Origin of the sequence: Candidatus Methanodesulfokora washburnensis (assembly GCF_003947435.1) — an archaeon.
Taxonomy (GTDB): Archaea; Korarchaeota; Korarchaeia; order Korarchaeales; family Korarchaeaceae; genus Methanodesulfokora; species Methanodesulfokora washburnensis.
In genome coordinates this window covers 1-19,895 of the sequence record NZ_RCOS01000100.1, presented here as the reverse complement: position 1 = coordinate 19,895, position 19,895 = coordinate 1, and the positions used below count along the sequence as shown (strand labels likewise).

Here is a 19,895-nt window from a genome sequence, read left to right as displayed (position 1 = left end):
GAAGATTCTTTTTGCAATTCTGATTTCAATAGAGCGGTATACTATTTCTTTCTATTAGAGGTAATTATGCTAGCATGATACCTCTTTTGGATCCCCATGTTAGCTAGAGCAAGCTCCAGCGGAAGTCAACTTCTGGAGAAGTATAAACAGGGGTGTAAAAATTATTAATCTCCCGTTACCATAATCCCTTATGATAGACAAGATATCCAAGAGGATAGACGAGCTAAGGGAAGAGATGGTCTCCACTATGATGAAAATGATTCCTCTTGGAGGAATAGGGCCTGAGAATGGAGGAGATGGCGAGATAAGGAAGGCTGAGTTTCTGGAAAAACTGGCAAGGGATATGGGTCTGGATGTTGAAAGGGTTGATGCAAGGGATGAGAGGGTGCCTTCGGGCATAAGGCCCAACATAGTCATAAGATACAAAGGAAGAAGCGATAGAAGCATATGGATAGTGAGCCACATGGACGTGGTTCCACCAGGAAGCGGCTGGAGCTCTGATCCATTTACTCCAGTTCTTAAAAATGGGAGGATATATGGAAGGGGAACGGAGGACGATGGACAGGCAATAGTATCATCCCTTTATGCTGTTAAGGTGTTGTCCGACCTAGGGATAAGATCTAATTACGGTTTAAATTTGGCAATAGTCTCCGATGAGGAGACAGGGAGCAAGTACGGGATAGAGCACCTAATATCAAGAGGGATTTTCTCGAAGGATGACCTGATAATAGTTCCTGATGCTGGAAACAGCGATGGAACTATGATAGAAGTGGCTGAGAAGGGGATACTCTGGCTTAAGATCACTGTGAGGGGGAAGCAAGTTCATGCAAGCACCCCTGAGAAGGGGCTAAATGCTCACAGAATAGGGATGAGGCTTGCCATCGCCATAGATGATGTCCTTCACTCCAGATTTTCCGATACAGATCCCCTGTTTGATCCTCCGAGAAGCACATTTGAGCCAACTAAGAAGGAGGCAAATGTGGAAAATGTGAACACAGTTCCGGGCATCGATGTGCTGTATTTTGATTGCAGAATTCTTCCCAAATACAGTATAAATGAGGTGCTGGATGTCGTGAAGACAGTAGCAGAGGCCTATAAGGCATATGGGGCTGATATAAAGGTGGATGTGGTCAGCATGAATGAACCCTCATTCACTGATCCCAACTCAGAGATAGTGAGAAGAATACAGAAGGCGGTGAAACTGCTGAGGGGAAAAGAAGCCAAGCCAATGGGAGTTGGAGGAGGGACATGTGCAGCTCATCTGAGGAGAGCGGGTTTACAAGCAGCTGTTTGGATGACAACGGAGGAGACAGCCCATCAGCCGGATGAGTACTGTGTTGTGGAAAACATGGTTGAGGATGCAAAGGTGATGGCAGCGGTGGTATTGGATGATCTTTGAGCTCATTTTCGTGCTCCTGATATACATTCTTTCCTCCCTGTTTCCGGAGGATAGAACAGTTCTCTCATTAGTGGGAGCAATGGCAATGGCATATGTTTTTCGATTGCTGCAGCCATCAGATCTTTTCAGCAACATACTGCTCAGGGTTCTGATAGCCCAATTTGGCCTGATGACAATAGCCTCTCTTCTCAGGGAAGGGGGATTTTACGCCTCTGTTTTCGCAAGGTTTTCCAAAAGCAAGTTTTTCTCTCCGGCTGTTCTTTTGATAACAGCCCTTTTCTCAGCTATTTGCAAATATACAGTTATATTTATAGTATCTGCAACTGCAAGTATGGCAAGAGAGTGTAACTTTGATCCTAAAAAGCTTATAATAGCTGAGCTCATTGTATCAAATTTGGCAGGAGCCTCCATGATGAGCGGAAGTGCATCAAGCCTTCTTCTTGGCACATGGTTTGCCTTTCCCTTCTTATCCTTCATAGAGAGAGTTGGATGGATTGTCTTTCTGCTAATCCTCCTTCTTTTGCCCTTGTTCAGAAGATATAGGTGCTCTCCAGTGCACATACCCCTTAAGAGCATAGGTCTAGCGGCAATTGGAGTTTTCCTGTCAATTCTTGTGATCACACTCTCCCTGCTTGGGTTCGATCTTCCCACGGTAGCAGGTCTACTTGCCCTCTCTGCATTTGTCCTGGGAGGAAAGAGGACAGAAGCTGTGCTTTCAGATGTGGATTGGGCTTCCTTTCTCTACTCAGGAGGGACAATTCTCATGGCTATAGGCCTGAGCAGGTCTGATGTTCCTCCATTTCTTGAAAGTGTTATAAGTCTAATACCTTTTGATAAAAATATATCAGTTTTCCTGCTGGCATTCCTTCTGAGCATCTTGATGGACGATCTTCAAGTTCTAGCTCTCCTAATATCAGCTGTCAGCGAGGGATCTGCATGGTCTCTGCTCCTTGGAGCATCCATTGGGTCAGCAGTAAGCCCAATAGGATCAATAGTGACAGTGGAATCTCTCTCCATAGCGAGATCCTCCGGAGTAGAAATCAAATGGAGGGATTTTGCCAGAAACAGCATATTACTAGTGCCTTTTGCTTTTCTCCTGGGCTTGCTATCGAGGGTGATATGATGAACAGGCATCTGATGAGCATTGTAATTGTCTTAAGCCTCGTCTTCTCCTATTACCTCGGATATCTGAGGGGATCTGGCGTTCTCTCAGAGGAGCAGATGAGGACCCTAGTTATACTGGTAGCATCCCTTGTCCTGATTTCGATAGAGTTCAGGGACAAGAATGTCATAACTCTCTCAGCTGTTGTCATGCTGATGGCATTCGGTATTATAAACAGCAGTGACATAAAGGATTTCATAGATCTAGATGTTCTAGGCCTTGTGTTCGGCATGATGATACTCTCTGGAGCCCTTCAGGAATCGGGCATTGCATCCTTTATCGCAAGCATCCTGAAAAAGAGATCTCATTCTCTCCTTCTGGTGAATATTGCCACTTTTATAATCTCTGGATTTATACCAAATGTAAGCGCAGTGATGCTGATGGCTCCAATAGCTCTATCCCTTGGCTCAAACCCTGTTTATTCTCTCATGTCGATTGTCATAGCTGCTGACAGAGGCGGTCTTCTCACACTGACAGGCGATATACCAAATATCATAGTAGCGAAAGCCGCGGGAGTGGGCTATATAGAATTCTTCCTGAACATGGCACCATTGGCTATAATAATATACATATCCTCCATATTTGGGCTGAAACGCTCTTTACCACAAAATTACTCTGCACAAATTAGGCCAGAAGAGGAGAAAGAAGTGAAAAAGGATGTCTTCTTCTATCTATCCCTGCTTTTACTTATTGCAACAATATCTGCCATGATTCTATCGGATTTTCTAGGCATAAAGCCATCCGAGATAGCTCTAATTTCCTCCTTCATTATCCTCTCCCTTGGATACAGAAGAATGTCCTCTGTCCTCAGAAGGGTTGACTGGAATCTCCTGATATTCATTTCTACATTCTATGTGATAGTCGGTGCAGTGGAGAAAACTGGGATAATAGAGCTGATGGCATCCGCAATAGCTCCCTTTATGGGAAGCATCTACTTCATCCCGGTTTTCTTCTGGCTTAACACACTGACATCAGCAACGATGGACAACATACCAATTGCTATAATATTCTCCTCCATGCTCTCAGACATGAATTGCAGAATGTGGGCATACTGGTGGGGACTAATAGCTGCAACTGCTGTTGGAGGACTTCTTCTTCCTGTATCTAACGTGGCCAACCTAGCAGCTTTATCCATAGCTGAGGAGAGGGGGGTAAGGATAAGCTTCAGGGATTACACAAAGATAATGCTCCTCCCCCTTCTGGCATCAGGCATTTCCGCAACTTTATACCTTTTAATATATGCTATAATTTAGATATTTCCTTCCTCAGCTCCTTGACTCCCTCCTTCCTCAGGAAGAACTTGAGAGCTGCCGGCACTGCTCTCCTCAGTATAAATCCCCTGTTTCTTATCAGATCGATTAAGATCATCTTTGGCCTCAGGTAGAATGATATATAAGCCCAGTTAAGCATCCTCTTTATCTGCCTCTCCGTCAGATAGAAGCTCTTCATGACAACATCTAGGGTAGTGTACTTTCTCCAGTCTTTCGTGAGGAGAAGGCCCATCTTACTTGCTATGCTCCAGAGCCTTGTCCCGGGATATGGAGTCGCTATTGTGAACTGGGCAAGATCAACTCCAACTCTCTTTGAGAACTCTATTGTTTTCTTTATGTCCTCCTCCGTCTCCTCAGGGAAGCCTATTATGAAGGATCCCAGAGCTCTCAACTTTGCTTTCTTTGCATTTTTAACAGCTGAAATAGACTGCTCTATCGTTATCCCCTTCCCTATTAGGTCTAGCACCTTCTGGCTCCCCGATTCTATGCCAAAGTATATTGTGTGAGCTCCAGCTCTCTTCATCTCCCTTCCTGTCTCTAGATCGAATGTATTTACCCTGGAGGAAGCTGTCCACGAGATATCAAGGCCCTCTTTAACGATCTCTCTGGATATCTCTTTTGCTCTTTTTCTATCGAGAGTGAATGTGTCATCCAGAAACTCCACCTCTCCCACTCCATATTCATAATGGAGTATTCTGAGCTCCTCCATCACCCTCTCCTTGCTGTGAGCCCTCCACTTCTTCCCGAACTGAAGTGAGGACGAGCAGAATATGCAGTCAAATGGACACCCTCTTGATGTGATCAGAGTGCCGAACCTAAGGTTTCCGAATCTGTAAAGGTGCATTGGGAGCAGGTCATATGCTGGAATCGGTATCTCATCCAAATTGGGGACAAGGGGCATCGCTGGATTGCTCTTTATGATCTCCCCATCCCTGTATGTTATCCCCCTTACCTCCCTCAGATCCCTTTTTCTCAGAAGTTCCCTGAATATCAGCTCTCCCTCGCCTCTAACTACTATGTCTATGTATTTGCATTCATTAAGTGTTTCCTCTGGCAGGAATGTGACGTGAGGACCCCCTATCAGCACAGTTATATCAGGGTTCACCTCCTTAGCAACTCGAGCTACATCATAGGCATCAGGTATCATGGATGTCGTGGCTGTTATGCCGATCATATCTGGGTAAAAGGATCTGATCCTGAGCTTAAGTTCCCTAAGGTCTATTCCCTCTGCAAGAGAATCGACGATGACCGCATCATGTCCCTCCAGCCTAGCAATAGAGGCAAGATAGGCCAAGCCAAGGGGAGGACCTGTGGTTCCAAGAACTTCCTTCACAGCGGAGGAAGCTGGAGGGGATATGAGCATTACCTTCATCAAGTAGATAACCATAGCAATAGCCGATAAACTTTTCTCCTATACAAAATTAATATTTGGTTATTTATTTTATTAATTTTCATATAGTTATCGCTATGTTTTCCCACTAGTCTGAAGACTTGGAAGCTTTGTAAAAAGCTTTCAGCAGATTTTCGCTCAACAAAGGAAATTCTTATTCCACATTAATAACACCCTTATTCCATTCTTCAAACTTTTCAGCCCTCCAGAATCCACATCAATGCTTCATCTCTCAGTTCAGGCCTGATTACTCCTCTGTTCCTAAGAGAACTCAAATAGGACATTAATGCCGATCTGAGCAACATATACTGTCCCACGTCCTTAACCTCTATCTTCATCCTATTCAGAACCCCAGAAACTATATCATCCGTTCTCTTGCTCTCCTTCAATACCTCCAACAGATTCTCCTCAACAACCTCAATTGCCTCCATGTTGTCCTCCACTAGCTCCCCTATGTCCGGAGTGGGCTCAGCATGGGAGGGGACATATAGCCTGTATTTGCTCTCCTTCAGAGAATTCAATGTCCTCCTCTCCTCATCCACATCCGAGTGATATGGGATTCCATGTTTTTCTATTATTTTCCTTGAGAAAACTGAATCTGCACAGAATATAACATCATCAAATATTATTCCTATCTGATCTATTGAGTGTCCCTTCAAGCTCACTACCTTTATATCAGCCAATTCCTCAGCTCTTCCATCTACTTCAGAGGGCTCGGCCATCAGAAATCTGTTTCTCATCTCCATAGGAGGGCTGGCTGAGAAGAGGAAAAAGGGCTCCAAAAGGGTGTTCTCTATGAAACATATCTCCCCTCTTGGGGCATATATCCTTGCTCCTGTCCTTCTCTTCAGATAGCTGTTTCCTCCGCAGTGATCTGCATGGGAATGGGTGTTTATTATGCCTATCAGCTTTAAACCATTCCTTTCAAGGGCTCTCAGTATCTTTCTTCCGGCCTCATCATCCAGCCCGCTATCCACTATAAATGCCCCTTCTCCAAGCACGATAACTCCTATGTTGGTTGGAGCGGGGATGTAGTACAGATTATCCCCTATTCTGACAAGATCCATGCTGAGCAATTCAGAAGAGAAAATATAAACATCAGTGTAAAAATTATTAATGCTCTTTTCCTGCTATCGTGATAGACATCAGCATATGGCAAAGTGAAGTTCCCTGCGTGACAGTTCCTTTATGCGGTAATCTTTGTGAATAATGCGATGAAGCTGGATACAAAGCCTCATTTTTATTCCTCCCCTCGGTCATATAGGAGATTTCCAATTGTCTCCACATCAAGGAAACACTGGGGATCATCTCCATCTATTCCGCTGAAATAGAAAGCTCTGGCTCTATCTCCTCCATTGCACCAGCTTTTAAAGGGGCATTTAGAGCACTTCGGCCCGTTCAGCTCCACATGAAATCCCCTTCCCAGTATCTCACTCAGCTTCTCTTTTCTCACATTTCCAAGGGAGATGAAATCCATGAACTGGTTCGGGTGGACCTCTCCATCCGGATATATAGATACTATTCCATCGCTTCTCACAAAGTTGAGAAGCTTCCTGAACTCCTGCTTGTCCTTTGCAATTTTATAAGCGACATAAATTCCATCGAAGGGGGCCATTGTTGTCTCTATTTCCATATCAACAGTCTTAGCTATCTCTATAATATAATCCATAAATCTAAAGTATTGATCCTTTGTCATATACCAATCAGCCAGCTCTTTAGCCCTCCCAGTTGCTGAGAGATGATAAAACACAACCCTGCTCACCCCCAAGCTGAGAGCAAGGTCTATGTAGCTGGGAACGCTGTCCACATTGAGCCTCGTCAGGGTCATTCTCAGGCCTGTGGGTATTCCTGCAGATATCAGATTTCTTATTCCCTTTAAAGCCTCTCTGAACGCTCCTTTAACCCCTCTGAACTCATCATGCCAGTCTTCATTGGAGCTATCAAGGCTCACCCCGACATATTCAACTTTATTCGCTAGTTTGCCTGCGATCTCCTCATTTATAAGGGTGCCATTTGTGCTTATGGCAACTTTTACATCTTTCTCCCTCAGTTTTTCCACGATCTCCAGAAGATCCTTCCTGAGGAATGGCTCTCCCCCGGTCAGGATAACGAGGGGTATTCTAATCTCCCCCATCTCCTCAATTAGCCTTAAAGCTGTTTCTTTATCAAGTTCCTTGTTCATCGGAGCTGAGATATAGCAATGCTTGCACCTCACGTTGCACATTCCAGTTATGTTCCATGCTATCACAGGTCTTTCACGGCTGCTGAACTTGCTCTTTTCCTTCCCCTTTATCCTGAAGGAGACGGATCCAAACCCCCTCACCATCAAGGATATAGGTATCACCTTATCACCCCTGGCTTCAGATTTCTCCTGCTCATCACAGGGAGGAATTCGTCCAAAGAGAGGCGGGAAACTATCTCGGATACAACATAATCTATCCTCTCCCTGCTTCTCGAGTGAACCATCGCATAGCAGTTGTACCTCCATCCCCTTGGTGTTTCTCTGAGGACAACATGTGTTGCTTCTGGAACCTCCAGAGCAATTCTTCTGCAGATTTCATCCGCCATATCGGAGTGAATTAGAAGCATGCAATTGTGAGAGAAGCCCAACAAATCTCCATCAAGAGCAGCCCCAACGTCTCTGACAGCTCCTACTGATATAAGCTTCTCCAGCATCCTGATCACATCCTCCTCGCTTATTCCCAAGCTTGAGCCGATCTCTCTGAAGGGCCTTCTGGATAAAGGGAACCTCCTTATCATCGCCAGGAACCTCTCCATGCCCTCCAGCTTTGGTACTTTCTCTGGAAGCAATTCTGGAGGACTTCTTGAGATCCCCTCAACTAGATCAAACTTCACAGAGAGCTTATATGTCCTTTTTGAGTGAAGAACCACGTACTCGCAACCCATTAGCTGCTCCTCCACTTTTCTGGTAAGCTCCTCCTTACTTCTCGATTTTATTACATACCATAAATTAAAATAGTGATCCCTTTCATAACAATGGCTCACATCTTCATCCAGCTTAAGCCTCTCAGATATGCTGTTTATGTCATGAACTCTTGCAGCAACAAGAGCTGAAACCTTTCCGACGGCTCTGAAGCTGACATATGCCCCTATTCTCTTTATTATCCCCTGAAGTCTCGCTATTCTTCTGATAACATCGTCCTCTGTTGTCTTAAGTCTTTCTGCAATCTCCTTATACGGCTCTGGGACTAGGGGATATCTGTACTGGAGCTCCATCAGAAGATCCACGTCAAGCCTCTCCATCAACTTATATAGAGAGGTGGCTTTAAATCCCTGACTGAGGTGATCACATGAGGGTTGGACTATGCTGCAGCAAATTTTTCGTAGACTGGATGAGTGAGAAAAGTGAGGTGTGAGGAATGAGAATACCAATGTTCATCGAGATGAACGGGTTCAGAGTATTGGTTGTTGGAGGAGGGGAGGAGGGAACTAAAAAAGCGAGGAGGTTCTCAGAGCATGGTGCAGAAGTAAGGGTAATGAGCATGGATTTCACGGATCAACTCCTTGAGATGGAAAGAAGCGGAAGAGTTAAGCTCATAAGGGGAAATGCCTGCGACAGGAATCTGTTGGAGAAGCTCATAGAGGAGAGCGATTTAGTGGTGTACACAATAGGGGATAGGCCTGATATTGAAAGAGCGGTCGAGGAAATTGCAAAAAGAAAGAGGAAGCTCCTCAACTTGGCAACAGATGCTGATAGAACTCAAGTTGTTATGCCGATAGAGGAGAGAGCGGGGGACATTAGAATAGCTGTGACATCAGAGGGAAAAAGCACGCTTGTTGTGAAGGAAGCAGCGGAGAGAGTAGCTAACTTCCTGAGGGAACAGAGGGACATAATGGCCATGCTCGAGGTGATGGGTCATCTGAAGAAGTACATGAAGGAGAGGAAAATTCCATTTGATAAGAGAATGGAGGTATACAGGAGTGCATTCAGGGATGAAAAGCTGAGGGAACTAGCATTAACAGACATCAATAGGGCGATAAAATATGCAGAAAGCCTTGCACACTGTTGAGGGGCAACAGCTGTATGATGAAAGGCCCATATTAGTGCTTTGGGAGACAACGAAGGCATGCCCTCTCTCATGCAAGCACTGCAGAGCTGAGGCTGACCTGAAACCAGCACCTGATGAGCTGAGCACGTTTGAGAGCATAAAGTTGATGGAGGAGCTCTCTTCACTAAATCCACCTCCAGCCCTGATACTCTCAGGAGGGGATCCGATGATGAGGGAGGATTTATTCGAGCTGATCGACAGAGGGACTGAGATGGGAATTCCGATTGGAATAGCCCCTGCTGGCACAGAAAAGGTTCTTGAGAGAGCAGAGGAGCTGTCGAAAGTGAAATCAATTTCGATAAGCTTGGATGGCATATCAATGCACGACAAAATAAGAGGAAAGGGGAATTTTGAGCTGACATTGAGGATTCTGAGGAAGTTAGTGGTGAACAAGGGACTTCAGGTGAACACCCTAATTGCTAGGGAGAATGTCCATGAGATCCCCTATGTCCTAGATCTTCTGCTCAACATAGGAGTTAGGAACTGGGAGCTCTTCTTCCTGATAAAGACGGGGAGAGGGGTTGAGATGAACGATCTAAGCCCTTGGGAGTGCGAGGACATCCTGCTGTTTCTATACGAGATCTCATCGGAGATAAATGTAAGGACTGTGGAGGCTCCTTTCATAAGGAGGATAGCATTGCAGGGTGCTCTGACAAGAGGAGATCTATACAGAGAGCTTATATCCGTTCATATGCCAAGAGGAGAGCCCAGATTTAAAATAACGGACACAAGAGATGGGAAGGGCATAATATTTGTCTCTCATAATGGATATGTCTTCCCAAGCGGGTTTCTTCCAGTACCTCTCGGGAATGTGAGAAAAGAGGGTCTTCTCAGGATATACAGGGAGAACTCTCTTTTGAAGAGGATAAGAAGAGCTGATTTCTCTGGAAAGTGTGGAATATGCGAGTTCAGAGACTTATGTGGCGGATCCAGATCTAGGGCATATGCATATAATGGAGATCCCCTCTCAAGCGATCCAGCTTGCCTCTATTCTCCTTTGCATTGAACGTCAGACTCTCTCTCTGAAAACTTTTACATAAAATTAACTATTTGAATCCTATGAATACATCCAATATAATTCAGAGCTATTCGAGAATGGGAGAGCTGCCAAGAGCGATAAATAAAATCACTTAGTTAAAGCTAGAAAGACAAGTGAGAAAAATGAGAACAAGCACATCACTAGGTAAACACTGCGAGGACCTATCAAGGACCACAGGAAACCGCCAATAAGAGGACTTGGAATTACAGCAAGCGAGATTAACGTGCCCAACAGGCTCATAGCAGTAGATCTGGCCTCAGGAGGAGCTAGTTCAATTAAAAGAGAGATCTCTGGGGACTCGTGTGCCATGAAAACAAAGCTGCTGAGAGCCCAGCAGGCTATTGCCATGCCCTTGTGAGGGGAGAAAGCCATTAAAGTGAGGAGAAGGGAGTTTGTGCCCAAGCTCATGGCCAATGTCAGCCTGTAGCCGAGTTTATCCGCTAAAGCTCCGCCAACATAGTATGAGGGCAGGGCCAAGAGGGAGGAAAGAGTGAACATGAGGCCTATCTCATCCACTTTGAGCTCCAGAACTTTATCAGCAAAGAGGGAAACATAGGGGATTACCATCTCAGTTCCGAAGCAGTAAATACACCAAGCAACATAGTAGAAAACGAGGGATCTTCTCAGCTTTGGGACAAGGGCTAGGGCTTTCAATGGCTTGACAGCATTGTGAGGCCTTTTCATCATGGAAATTGTTTCCCTCACCGATGTTAGGGAAATGAGAGAGATTATCATGAGAAAGAATGAGAAAAGGAGGACATTTGGGAAGCCATGAGCTCCAATTAAAATCCCTCCTACCCCGGGAGCAATTGCTGCTGTTAAAGCAATTATGGTGAAGATTACCCCTATTCCCCTTCCTTTCAACCTCTCCGGAAGTTTCTCCGCGATGAAAACCCTCAAAACTGACCTCAAGCTTTGAGAGCACAAGCCGAGAATCAGAAAGGCTATTATTAGCATGTAAATGTCCTTGAAGAAGCCGAGAACAACAGCTATTCCCGCAGTTCCCAATGTTGAAACAATTATTGCAGGCTTTCTGCCAAAACTATCAGCAAAAACCCCTAAAACAAAGGAAAACATTCCTCCAATCGAGAGAAGGGAGAACAACAGGCCTACCTCCTCTGTTTTAAGGAATAAGCCCAGATAAAGTGAGAGAAAGTTATACCACAATGAAACTGAGAAGGTATAGAGTGAATAAAACAGGGTGAGCATCTCCATCTCTCTATTAAAAATTTCGCGTATTCCGTTGCTCATGCACTTCTTTATGAGGTAGAGATTCATAATAATAACCTTTTTGCTGAAATCTTTTTATTTAGAGAAATTCTGATCTCATATGCCTGTGATAGTTGAGATAGCAGTGGATCCAATAGGCACCAGCTCTCCGAGCGTTGGGGATTACATAAGGAAGGTCGTGGAGGTGCTGAAGAAAAGAGGACTGAAGCATTGGATTGGCCCTATGGGAACTTCTGTGGAGTTACCAAACTTGAAAGAACTTGGAGATCTCCTTCAGGATATACATGACGAGCTTAACAAGCTCGGAGTGATGAGAATCGTGACAGCAGTCAGAGTGGATGACAGAAGAGACAAGGAGATAGACATGGAGTACAAGGTTAGAAGGGTGAGCTTTTAACATTTTCCACGGCTAAAGCTTGGAGATTCTCGGCTTTTCAGCCTAGAACTTAATCCTACCGAGCTCAGGCCGTGTCAAGACTGGGACATGACGCCTACAGCTTCTGCTATGGGCTACATGCCTATAGCCTGCTTGAGCGACTCGCTCAATATAGCGCTATCATAGGCTATCAAACTTACCGGATTTATCCCATGGTTAAAACTGTGAGCTTTCATTTAATACTCAGTACGGTCTGCATGGGACTGGGTTCCATGACTGTTTTGGGCTTCCATAAGCCCCACCAAACACCCTGTTGTATATATCGACAGCTGCTCTCACGCCCTCCCCAACGGCTTTTGCTATCTGCATTGGCTCTCCTGTGACATCGCCAGCAGCATATACTGCATACTTATTCGTCCTCTGCCAGTAATCCACAAGTATAAATCCATTTTCATCCGTGTTAATGCCGGCTTTTCTGGCGATATGGCTGTTGGGCTCAACTCCAATGAATATAAAAATGCCATCTGCTTGAATTATCTCCTCGCCTTCCTTTCCCCTTATTTTAACTCCCTCCACTTTTTCCCTTCCCATTATCTCAGTTACATAGCTGTTCCACCTGAAGCTCACATTTGCAAGGGATGAAAGCCTCTCTGTCAGTGCTTGTTCAGCTCTCATCTTCTCCCTTCTGTGGACAACTATCACTTCTTTTGCAATTTTTGCCAGATATAAGGCTGAGACTGCAGCTGTGTTTCCCCCTCCGACAACAACAACCCTTTTATCCCTGAAAAGGGGGCCATCGCAAACAGCACAGTAGCTCACCCCCTTGCCGTAAAGTTCTGCCTCTCCGGGGACATTTAACTTCTTGTCCTCAGCTCCTGTCGCTATCAATACAGCCTTAGCTGACAGCTCCCTTCCGCTCTTTGTGATTACCTTCTTCTCCTCTCCATCGAGATCCATCCCGATAACTTCCTCTGGGAAGAGAATTTTCACTCCGGATTTTCTGGCATGTTCATGGAATATCCTAGAAAGTTCCTCACCGGTTATCGAGGGGAAGCCGGGAAAATTCTCTATGATTGGATTTACCGATACCTTTCCTCCTACAGAGCTCTTCTCCACTATCAGGACTTTTAGACCATATCTAGCTAGGTATATGGATGCTGTTATCCCAGCAGGTCCTCCTCCTACCACAACTACATCCCAGCTGCTTGGAAGTTCCTCTCTTCTTAACGGGGAGAACATAATCAATAGCAAAGAGCACTGCTTTTAACCTATTTTTCAATTTTTTATCATAAGTATTTATTGTCAAAAGAGGCAGTTGAAGATGCCCAGGTTTGTTGTCCAGGAACACCATGCTAGAAGGCTTCACTGGGATCTCAGGCTGGAGATGGACGGAGTTCTGAAGTCATGGGCAGTTCCAAAGGGAATACCGGAGAGAAAGGGGGAGAAGAGGCTGGCAATACAGACAGAGGATCACGATATATCATACATAGACTTCGAGGGCACAATACCGGAGGGAATGTATGGGGCTGGAGAGGTGAAGATATGGGATTCTGGAGATTATGAGCTCCTTAGGAGGGATGAAAATATCATATCATTCATCGCCAATGGCAGTAGGATGAGGGGAAAGTATGTGCTGGTGAGATCAAAAACAGGATGGATCCTGATGAAGGTGAGCTAGATGTCAGAGGACCTGAAAATAAGGATAAAAGAAGCTCTTAAGGGGAAATTCATGGTCATATGCATTGGAAATGAGCTGAGAGGGGATGATGGGGTTGGAATATACATAGGAAGGAGGATCAAAAATGCATTGGTGACGGAGTTTCCTGAGAGCTATATCCACAGGATAAGGGATGAGAGGCCCGAGTCAATACTCTTTATCGATGCTGTCGACTTCGGAGGAGAACCAGGATCCATTATATTCTCAGAGCTCAAGGAAATTCCATCTGCAATTAGCACACATAAGCTTCCTCTCTCCCTACTGATAAAAATCCTTGAGGAGGAGGGAATTAAAACAAGGGCATATATCTTGGGAGTTCAGCCGAAAAATATTGAGCTAGGTGAAAATCTGAGTCCGGAGGTGAGAAGATCGGCTGAAATGCTGATATCGATTTTAAGACATATAATCTAAACACTCGCTGCTCTTCCAACCCTAAGCGGTATCATGCTTAATACGTTTTCACCATAAGTGTTAAATATAGGCATTGCGTGCGATTGTGAAAGAGGGGCCGCATATGGCTATACACAAAATTACTATGGTTGGTTATCAGTTTAGGCCCTGCCTATTAGATGCTGTTAAAAAGGTTAATGAAGTTGTAGGAGGAGCTCTTGATTTCAAATTTTACAATACTTATGATATTGACGAAGGACTTGCTGATACAAAGAAGCTTGCGGAGGATTTGAAGAATTCCCAAGTAGTTTTGCTTGACGTTAGAGGTGGCGATAGAGTAAGCAAGATAATTTGTGATGAGCTTAGTGCTTTAAAAAACACGGTTGTCGTTTTTGTCGGAGGCTCTCCGGAGATAATCAATCTTACAAGGCTTGGAAGTTTCTCTTTTAAGAGCTTTACAAGCTTAAGGGAAAAACCATTGCTTAGGAGGATCTTTAAGAAGAGCAGAATGGATTATGGGGCTATTTTAAGGATGCGTGAGTCATTTGAAAAGCTTGGTAGCAGAGTGCCCATCGGATTGCTTAGGCATGCTAGAAATTATTCTTTATTACTTAAATATTATGATACACCAAGTATGGAGAACTATTACGCCATGCTCCTTCTTTTGCTAAAGGAATATTGCAAAGTTAAAATAAGTGTTGATATACCAGAGCCTGTTGTTCTGCCGAATATAGGAATTAAGGACTTCAAAACAGACGAAAACTTCACTGATGTTGAACAATATCTCCAAAATTACATTTTTAAAGACCGCCCTAAAATAGGTATATTATTTTATGGAGGTTATCATTACGATCAATCCTACCCTGCAGCTAGGCTTCTAACTGAAAAAATTGAAAGCTGTGGATTCGGGGTAATACCTGTTTTCTGCTCTGATTTGAGGTACTATCTAGCGATTGAGAAATGTTTCTTTATCGATGGAAAACCAATCATCGAGGCATTAATCGATCTTCTCTGGTTCAGGCTAGCAGGAGGACCTCTTGGTGGAGATCATAGTATTACAAAAAGTGTTCTCTCAAAACTCAATGTGCCAATTCTACACGGAGTTCACTTATCATCAAAAACTGCCGAGGAGTGGCTTGACTCGAGGCATGGTATACCTCCTGTGGAAATGGTCACAACAGTCATATTACCTGAGCTTGATGGAAGAAATGAGCCAATAGTCACCCACGCAGTTAAGAAAAAGACTGTAAATGGGGCCTCTCTTGAGGAATATGTTGCCATAGAAGATCGTGTAGATAAAATGGCTCAAAGAGCTGTCAAATGGGTTAACCTGAGAAAGAAAGGCAACTATCAGAAAAAGGTTGCAATAATTCTCTACGATTATCCGCCTGGAGAGGAAAATATTGGAAAAGCTGCCTACTTAAACGTTTTTGAAAGTCTATCAAGACTGCTTAAAGCTTTAAAGGATGAGGGGTATGTTGTTACAGATACTCCATCAGGCAAGGAGCTAAGAGACCTTTTCATCTCAAAGGGTATTGTGAACTCTGGGGAGTGGATTCAAACAAGTTCAAGATTAGAAGAAATGATCAGGGTTCCTGTTGAAAGATATACCGAATGGCTCAAGGAGCTGCCAGAGAGGCCATTGAGGCGAATTCTGGAGGAATGGGGACCTCCGCCAGGTGAAATAAATGTTTATGATAATTCATTATTAATTCCAGGTTTAATTTTCGGGAACATTTTTGTTGGACTTCAGCCACCCCGTGGCATGCATGAGGATCCATCAAAAATTTATCACGATAAGGATTTGCCACCTCATCATCAGTATGTAGCCTTCTACAAGTGGATCTTGAAGGAGTTTGGTGCAGATGCCATTATACACCTTGGAACGCATGGAACATTGGAGTTTCTGCCTGGAAAGGAAGCCGGTTTATCATCCGAGTGCTTTCCAGACATACTGATAGCTAACATCCCAAACATATATGTGTATCATGCCGTCAACTCCTCCGAGTCCTCGATAGCGAAGAGGCGAAGTTATGCGGTTATAATAAACCATGCAAGTCCGCCGGTAATGATCAGCGATTTGCATGGTGATCTCCAAGAGATTGAAAGACTGGTCACTGAATACTTCGATGCGCAGCAATATGGTCAGGAAGAGGCCAGCAAAATTGCTGAAAAAATACTCAATAAAGCCAGTAAATATGGACTAGGATCTAGTGTGGAGGAGATTTACGATAGAATACAGGAGTATAAACGCTCACTGATACCCAAGGGATTACATGTTCTCGGAGACAAGCTATCGCTGGAGGATACCGTTCAATATTTGGCTTTTTTGGCCCGATATGATAGGGGTGAGATACCAAGCCTTCACCGTCTCATTCTTGAGTCCGAGGGCTTGAACTACAATGAGGTCTTGGAAAGGCCTCACATAAGGGACTCCAGCGGAAGGACATATGCTGAAATATTGAGCAGGACTGAGGAAACTGTAAAAGACATTATAAGGGAGTATATTGTTAAGGGCTCTGTGCCGAAACTCAGGGCTCCAGAAAACGAAGTTCGAAAGTCTCTTGAGTTTCTCAAGAATATTTATGGAAACATAATGCAATCTGATGAGATTGGGGCAATTCTTAGGGCGCTTGACGGAAAATTCATTGAGCCAGGCCCGGGCGGAGATTTTATAAGGACGCCAGAAGTCTATCCAACTGGAAGAAATACATATCAGCTTGATCCTACAAACTTACCGACTGAAATAGCGATGGAACGGGGTAAAAGAATAGCAGATGAGTATCTAACAAGTTTCTACAGGAAACATGGAAGATATCCTAAAACAGTTAGCGTAGTCCTGTGGGCATTTGAGACCATGAAGACTGGAGGAGAAACCCTAGCTGTAATCTTCCACCTTTTAGGCGTAAAACCCGTTTGGAAAAGCATCTATGTAAGGGAGATCGAAGTTATCCCGCTTTCAGAGCTAAAAAGACCAAGAATAGATGTGGTCGTCACGATCTGTGGGATTTTCCGCGACACTTTCTACAACATTGTGGAGCTCTTGGACAAGGCTTTTAGAGTAGTTGCTGAGCTCGATGAGCCTGATGACATGAACTTTGTGAGAGCTAACATTAAGAAAATGTCCAGCAAATACGGAGAAAGTGCAAAGTTTAGGATTTTTGGGCCGCCAGAGGGCCAGTATGCCACAAGCTTAACGGCGCTTATAGAGTCTTCTCAGTGGAGAAGCGAAGCAGAACTTGTGAACGCATACTTGGAAAGTATGAAGTTTGCATATGGAGAAAGAGCTAGATGTGTGGAATCTAGAGAGCTTATGAGCTCTCTAATTTCCAATGTTGAGCTTGTTACCCAGATAAGGGACACCGTGGATTATGAAATTACAGATTTAGATCACTACTATGAATTTCTTGGGGGGCTTACAAAGACTGTTGAGAGCAGAAGCGGACAACATCCGATGGTTTTGGTGGCAGACACGACAAAAGAGATCGTTAAAGTTGAAGATGCAAGAGAAGCTGTGAAGAGGGGCATTGTAACGAGAACAGTTAATCCGAAATGGCTGGACTCCATGATTGATCATGGCTATAATGGTGTGACGAAAATTGCCGACAGAGTTGAATATATGATCGGACTATCAGCAACTCTTGGAGGGATTGAGGACTGGATGTGGGAAAGTGTTGCCGAAAACATTGTGTTTAACGCTGAAAGAGCAGAAAAAATGAAAGACATTAACATATGGGCATTCCGCAAGATAATTAAAAGGCTTCTCGAGGCTTCAAAGAGGGGATATTGGAAAGCAAATGAGGAAACTATTAAAAAGCTTGAAGATGAATACTTAAAGACCGAGGAAATACTTGAAGAAGAAACAGTCGAGTGATGTCAATGCCGCATCACATAAGATTTGTGTTTCCGTTCACCGCCATAGTTGGTCAAGAAAAAATGAAGAAAGCTCTCCTTTTGAATGCTGTGAACCCTCGTATAGGTGGAGTTTTGATAAGGGGACAGAAGGGCACAGGAAAATCAACAGCGGTTAGGGCACTTGCAGAACTCCTCCCTGAGATAAAGGTTGTAAAAGATTGTCCATTCAACTGTAACCCTGATAACCCGAGGGAAATGTGTGATTCATGCTATAATAAGTACACTAGGGGAGAACAGCTCCCATGGGTAAAACGGAAAGTTAGGATAGTAAACCTTCCGCTAAATGCTACAGTCGATAGGGTTGTGGGTACTCTCAATATTGAGAGGGCATTAAAAGAGGGTTTAAAAGCCCTTGACCCGGGATTGCTCGCTGAAGCGAACCGCGGCATACTTTATGTAGATGAGGTCAACTTACTTGATGATTATGTTGCAGATGTGTTACTTGATGTAGCAGCAAGCGGTGTAAACATAGTTGAAAGGGAGAACATCTCAGTCATGCATCCAAGCCGTTTTATCCTTATAGGTACCATGAATCCGGAGGAAGGCGAACTTAGACCACAACTACTGGACAGATTTGGGCTTCAGGTGGAAGTCGAGCCCATAACGGATCCGGCAATGCAAATCGAGATTGTAAAAAGAGCTGAAGAATTTGAAGCAGACCCACTGGGCTTTATAGCAAAATATGAGGAAAAACAGAGAGAATTGAGGCTTAAAATTGAAAAGGCATGCGAACTTCTCCCCAAGGTTCAAATATCCAATGAACTGCTTTATGAAATAGCTAGCGTATGCTCAAAACTCTCGGTGAGCAATAGAGCCCCGATAGTAATAACTAGGACTGCTAAAACCATTGCTGCACTTTCGGAACGGACTAATGTAAACAAAGATGACGTTTTAGAAGCAATGGAACTTGCATTGCCGCACCGTATGAGGAAAAAACCATTCGAACAACCTTATATCTCACGTGAAAAACTTGAAGAGATCATTTCAAAGGACAGTTATGATATAAAAAATGGACAGCAGGGAGAGGGGAAAACTATAAACTTACAGTTTAAAGAAAGAGTTTTCAACATTGGTCCTCCATTTTCGGTAAACCTAGAGACAAAGGTAGATCAAAAAGCTTGTGCAGGAAAAAGTGGGAGAACGATTAAATCAACTGGAATTGGCAGAGGATCCTATATTTACAGCACAATACCGAAAGGCAAACCATGCGATATAGCTATTGATGCGACAATAAGAGCTGCAGCCTCACGTCTAGCAGGCTCGCACGAGATACCCTTAAAAATTATGGATGAAGATATTCGAGAAAAGGTCAGAAGAGCTAAGACCTCATCACTCATAACTTTTGTTGTTGATGCAAGTGGTTCAATGGCAGCCCGAAAAAGGATGGAAGCCGCAAAAGGAGCTGTTCTAGGCCTGCTTCTTGATGCTTACAGGCGAAGAGACAAAATTGCCTTCATAGCATTTCGAGGAAAATCCTCTGAGGTATTGCTTCCACCTACAAATAGCATAGATCTTGCAGAAAAAGCCTTAGCAGAGCTTCCAACAGGAGGAAAAACACCTCTATCTCATGCCTTGCTTACAGCCCTAAACCTGATCGGAACAGAGAAGAGGAAACATTCCAATACAATCAAACCGATTATAGTTCTGATTACAGATGGCAAAGCAAATGTCTCCCTAAGTGGGAAAATCCGAGAGGAAATAGCAGATATAAGCAACAAAATAAGGAAAAGCAACATTCAATTAGCAGTTGTAGATGTTTCTGAAAGTCTATTCACTCCAAACTACATAAAAGATATTGTTGAGGCTGCAAATGCTAGACACATAAAAATAGAAAATTTAACAGGTATCGAACTCCAAAGAGCAATAACAGAATTACTTTAAATTCTGAGCTCAAATTCTTAAAAATTCGATTAGTATGCTCCTGCGGGGAAGTAAA

Annotated in this window: 16 protein-coding genes; 10 read left to right on the top strand and 6 right to left on the bottom strand. The window is 43.9% G+C overall.

From position 1 onward, the window contains the following. Positions 1 to 190: 190 nt before the first annotated feature. From D6D85_RS08425 to D6D85_RS08420, 3 genes are read left to right on the top strand one after another with little or no spacing between them, the layout of a single operon-like run. Positions 191 to 1,399 (top strand): M20 family metallo-hydrolase, encoded by a 1,209-nt coding sequence (locus D6D85_RS08425; RefSeq protein WP_125671617.1) that lies wholly within the window; start codon positions 191 to 193, stop codon positions 1,397 to 1,399. Next, complete coding sequence (locus D6D85_RS16290) at positions 1,389 to 2,522, top strand: SLC13 family permease (protein WP_161969772.1); 1,134 nt, start codon at positions 1,389 to 1,391, stop codon at positions 2,520 to 2,522. Before D6D85_RS08425 ends, D6D85_RS16290 begins: the two co-directional genes overlap by 11 nt. Continuing rightward, positions 2,522 to 3,814 (top strand): ArsB/NhaD family transporter, encoded by a 1,293-nt coding sequence (locus tag D6D85_RS08420; protein WP_161969771.1) that lies wholly within the window; start codon positions 2,522 to 2,524, stop codon positions 3,812 to 3,814. Before D6D85_RS16290 ends, D6D85_RS08420 begins: the two co-directional genes overlap by 1 nt. Here the strand turns inward: D6D85_RS08420 and D6D85_RS08415 are convergent. The 4 genes from D6D85_RS08415 to D6D85_RS08400 all read right to left on the bottom strand — a co-directional run bounded on the left by D6D85_RS08415 (position 3,804) and on the right by D6D85_RS08400 (position 8,486). Continuing rightward, positions 3,804 to 5,204, bottom strand: coding sequence for a B12-binding domain-containing radical SAM protein (locus tag D6D85_RS08415; protein WP_125671615.1), 1,401 nt, complete (start codon positions 5,202 to 5,204; stop codon positions 3,804 to 3,806). The genes D6D85_RS08420 and D6D85_RS08415 overlap by 11 nt on opposite strands. A 215-nt stretch (positions 5,205 to 5,419) precedes the next feature. Beyond that, positions 5,420 to 6,289, bottom strand: coding sequence for an MBL fold metallo-hydrolase (locus tag D6D85_RS08410; RefSeq protein ID WP_125671614.1), 870 nt, complete (start codon positions 6,287 to 6,289; stop codon positions 5,420 to 5,422). A 173-nt stretch (positions 6,290 to 6,462) separates the two neighbouring features. Continuing rightward, a complete protein-coding gene (locus tag D6D85_RS08405; RefSeq protein ID WP_125671613.1) occupies positions 6,463 to 7,566 on the bottom strand; it encodes a radical SAM protein in 1,104 nt (367 codons plus the stop codon). Continuing rightward, entirely contained in the window at positions 7,563 to 8,486 is a 924-nt protein-coding gene (locus D6D85_RS08400) for an AsnC family transcriptional regulator (protein WP_125671612.1), read from the bottom strand. Before D6D85_RS08400 ends, D6D85_RS08405 begins: the two co-directional genes overlap by 4 nt. A gap of 116 nt (positions 8,487 to 8,602) precedes the next feature. Between D6D85_RS08400 and D6D85_RS08395 the strand changes: the two genes are divergently transcribed. Then, complete coding sequence (locus tag D6D85_RS08395) at positions 8,603 to 9,253, top strand: precorrin-2 dehydrogenase/sirohydrochlorin ferrochelatase family protein (RefSeq protein ID WP_125671611.1); 651 nt, start codon at positions 8,603 to 8,605, stop codon at positions 9,251 to 9,253. Continuing rightward, positions 9,228 to 10,298: a TIGR04053 family radical SAM/SPASM domain-containing protein gene (locus tag D6D85_RS08390; protein WP_125671610.1), complete on the top strand. Its 1,071-nt coding sequence runs from the start codon at positions 9,228 to 9,230 to the stop codon at positions 10,296 to 10,298. The genes D6D85_RS08395 and D6D85_RS08390 overlap by 26 nt, the downstream gene beginning before the upstream one ends. A gap of 120 nt (positions 10,299 to 10,418) precedes the next feature. Here D6D85_RS08390 and D6D85_RS08385 read toward each other — a convergent pair whose 3' ends face one another. Further along, complete coding sequence (locus D6D85_RS08385; RefSeq protein ID WP_125671609.1) at positions 10,419 to 11,609, bottom strand: MFS transporter; 1,191 nt, start codon at positions 11,607 to 11,609, stop codon at positions 10,419 to 10,421. 52 nt (positions 11,610 to 11,661) lie between these two features. On the opposite strand from D6D85_RS08385, the gene D6D85_RS08380 reads away from it, so the two are divergent. After that, positions 11,662 to 11,958, top strand: a complete 297-nt coding sequence (locus D6D85_RS08380; RefSeq protein ID WP_125671608.1) for an MTH1187 family thiamine-binding protein — start codon at positions 11,662 to 11,664, stop codon at positions 11,956 to 11,958. Between the two features lie 222 nt (positions 11,959 to 12,180). Here the strand turns inward: D6D85_RS08380 and D6D85_RS08375 are convergent, their stop codons facing one another. Continuing rightward, positions 12,181 to 13,176, bottom strand: coding sequence for an NAD(P)/FAD-dependent oxidoreductase (locus tag D6D85_RS08375; protein WP_125671607.1), 996 nt, complete (start codon positions 13,174 to 13,176; stop codon positions 12,181 to 12,183). Between the two features lie 82 nt (positions 13,177 to 13,258). Here D6D85_RS08375 and D6D85_RS08370 point away from each other — a divergent pair, with 82 nt between their 5' ends. From D6D85_RS08370 to D6D85_RS08355, 4 genes are all read left to right on the top strand, one after another. Beyond that, positions 13,259 to 13,615: a DNA polymerase ligase N-terminal domain-containing protein gene (locus tag D6D85_RS08370; protein ID WP_125671606.1), complete on the top strand. Its 357-nt coding sequence runs from the start codon at positions 13,259 to 13,261 to the stop codon at positions 13,613 to 13,615. Further along, positions 13,616 to 14,065 (top strand): hydrogenase 3 maturation endopeptidase HyCI, encoded by a 450-nt coding sequence (locus D6D85_RS08365; protein WP_125671605.1) that lies wholly within the window; start codon positions 13,616 to 13,618, stop codon positions 14,063 to 14,065. 103 nt (positions 14,066 to 14,168) lie between these two features. Beyond that, entirely contained in the window at positions 14,169 to 17,918 is a 3,750-nt protein-coding gene (gene bchH / locus D6D85_RS08360; protein ID WP_125671604.1) for a magnesium chelatase subunit H, read from the top strand. A 5-nt stretch (positions 17,919 to 17,923) separates the two neighbouring features. Further along, a complete protein-coding gene (locus tag D6D85_RS08355; RefSeq protein WP_125671603.1) occupies positions 17,924 to 19,840 on the top strand; it encodes a magnesium chelatase subunit D family protein in 1,917 nt (638 codons plus the stop codon). The last annotated feature ends 55 nt before the right edge of the window (positions 19,841 to 19,895 follow it).

Bases quoted from the DNA above. Each gene is read 5' to 3' on its own strand.
- D6D85_RS08395 (WP_125671611.1), top strand. From the start codon at position 8,603: ATGAGAATACCAATGTTCATCGAGATGAACGGGTTCAGAGTATTGGTT.
- D6D85_RS08420 (WP_161969771.1), top strand. From the start codon at position 2,522: ATGAACAGGCATCTGATGAGCATTGTAATTGTCTTAAGCCTCGTCTTC.
- D6D85_RS08385 (WP_125671609.1), bottom strand. From the start codon at position 11,609: ATGAATCTCTACCTCATAAAGAAGTGCATGAGCAACGGAATACGCGAA.
- D6D85_RS08355 (WP_125671603.1), top strand. From the start codon at position 17,924: ATGCCGCATCACATAAGATTTGTGTTTCCGTTCACCGCCATAGTTGGT.
- D6D85_RS08390 (WP_125671610.1), top strand. From the start codon at position 9,228: ATGCAGAAAGCCTTGCACACTGTTGAGGGGCAACAGCTGTATGATGAA.
- D6D85_RS08410 (WP_125671614.1), bottom strand. From the start codon at position 6,289: ATGGATCTTGTCAGAATAGGGGATAATCTGTACTACATCCCCGCTCCA.
- bchH (WP_125671604.1), top strand. From the start codon at position 14,169: ATGGCTATACACAAAATTACTATGGTTGGTTATCAGTTTAGGCCCTGC.
- D6D85_RS08415 (WP_125671615.1), bottom strand. From the start codon at position 5,204: ATGAAGGTAATGCTCATATCCCCTCCAGCTTCCTCCGCTGTGAAGGAA.
- D6D85_RS08370 (WP_125671606.1), top strand. From the start codon at position 13,259: ATGCCCAGGTTTGTTGTCCAGGAACACCATGCTAGAAGGCTTCACTGG.
- D6D85_RS08400 (WP_125671612.1), bottom strand. From the start codon at position 8,486: ATGGAGAGGCTTGACGTGGATCTTCTGATGGAGCTCCAGTACAGATAT.
- D6D85_RS08425 (WP_125671617.1), top strand. From the start codon at position 191: ATGATAGACAAGATATCCAAGAGGATAGACGAGCTAAGGGAAGAGATG.
- D6D85_RS08365 (WP_125671605.1), top strand. From the start codon at position 13,616: ATGTCAGAGGACCTGAAAATAAGGATAAAAGAAGCTCTTAAGGGGAAA.
- D6D85_RS16290 (WP_161969772.1), top strand. From the start codon at position 1,389: ATGATCTTTGAGCTCATTTTCGTGCTCCTGATATACATTCTTTCCTCC.
- D6D85_RS08375 (WP_125671607.1), bottom strand. From the start codon at position 13,176: ATGTTCTCCCCGTTAAGAAGAGAGGAACTTCCAAGCAGCTGGGATGTA.
- D6D85_RS08380 (WP_125671608.1), top strand. From the start codon at position 11,662: ATGCCTGTGATAGTTGAGATAGCAGTGGATCCAATAGGCACCAGCTCT.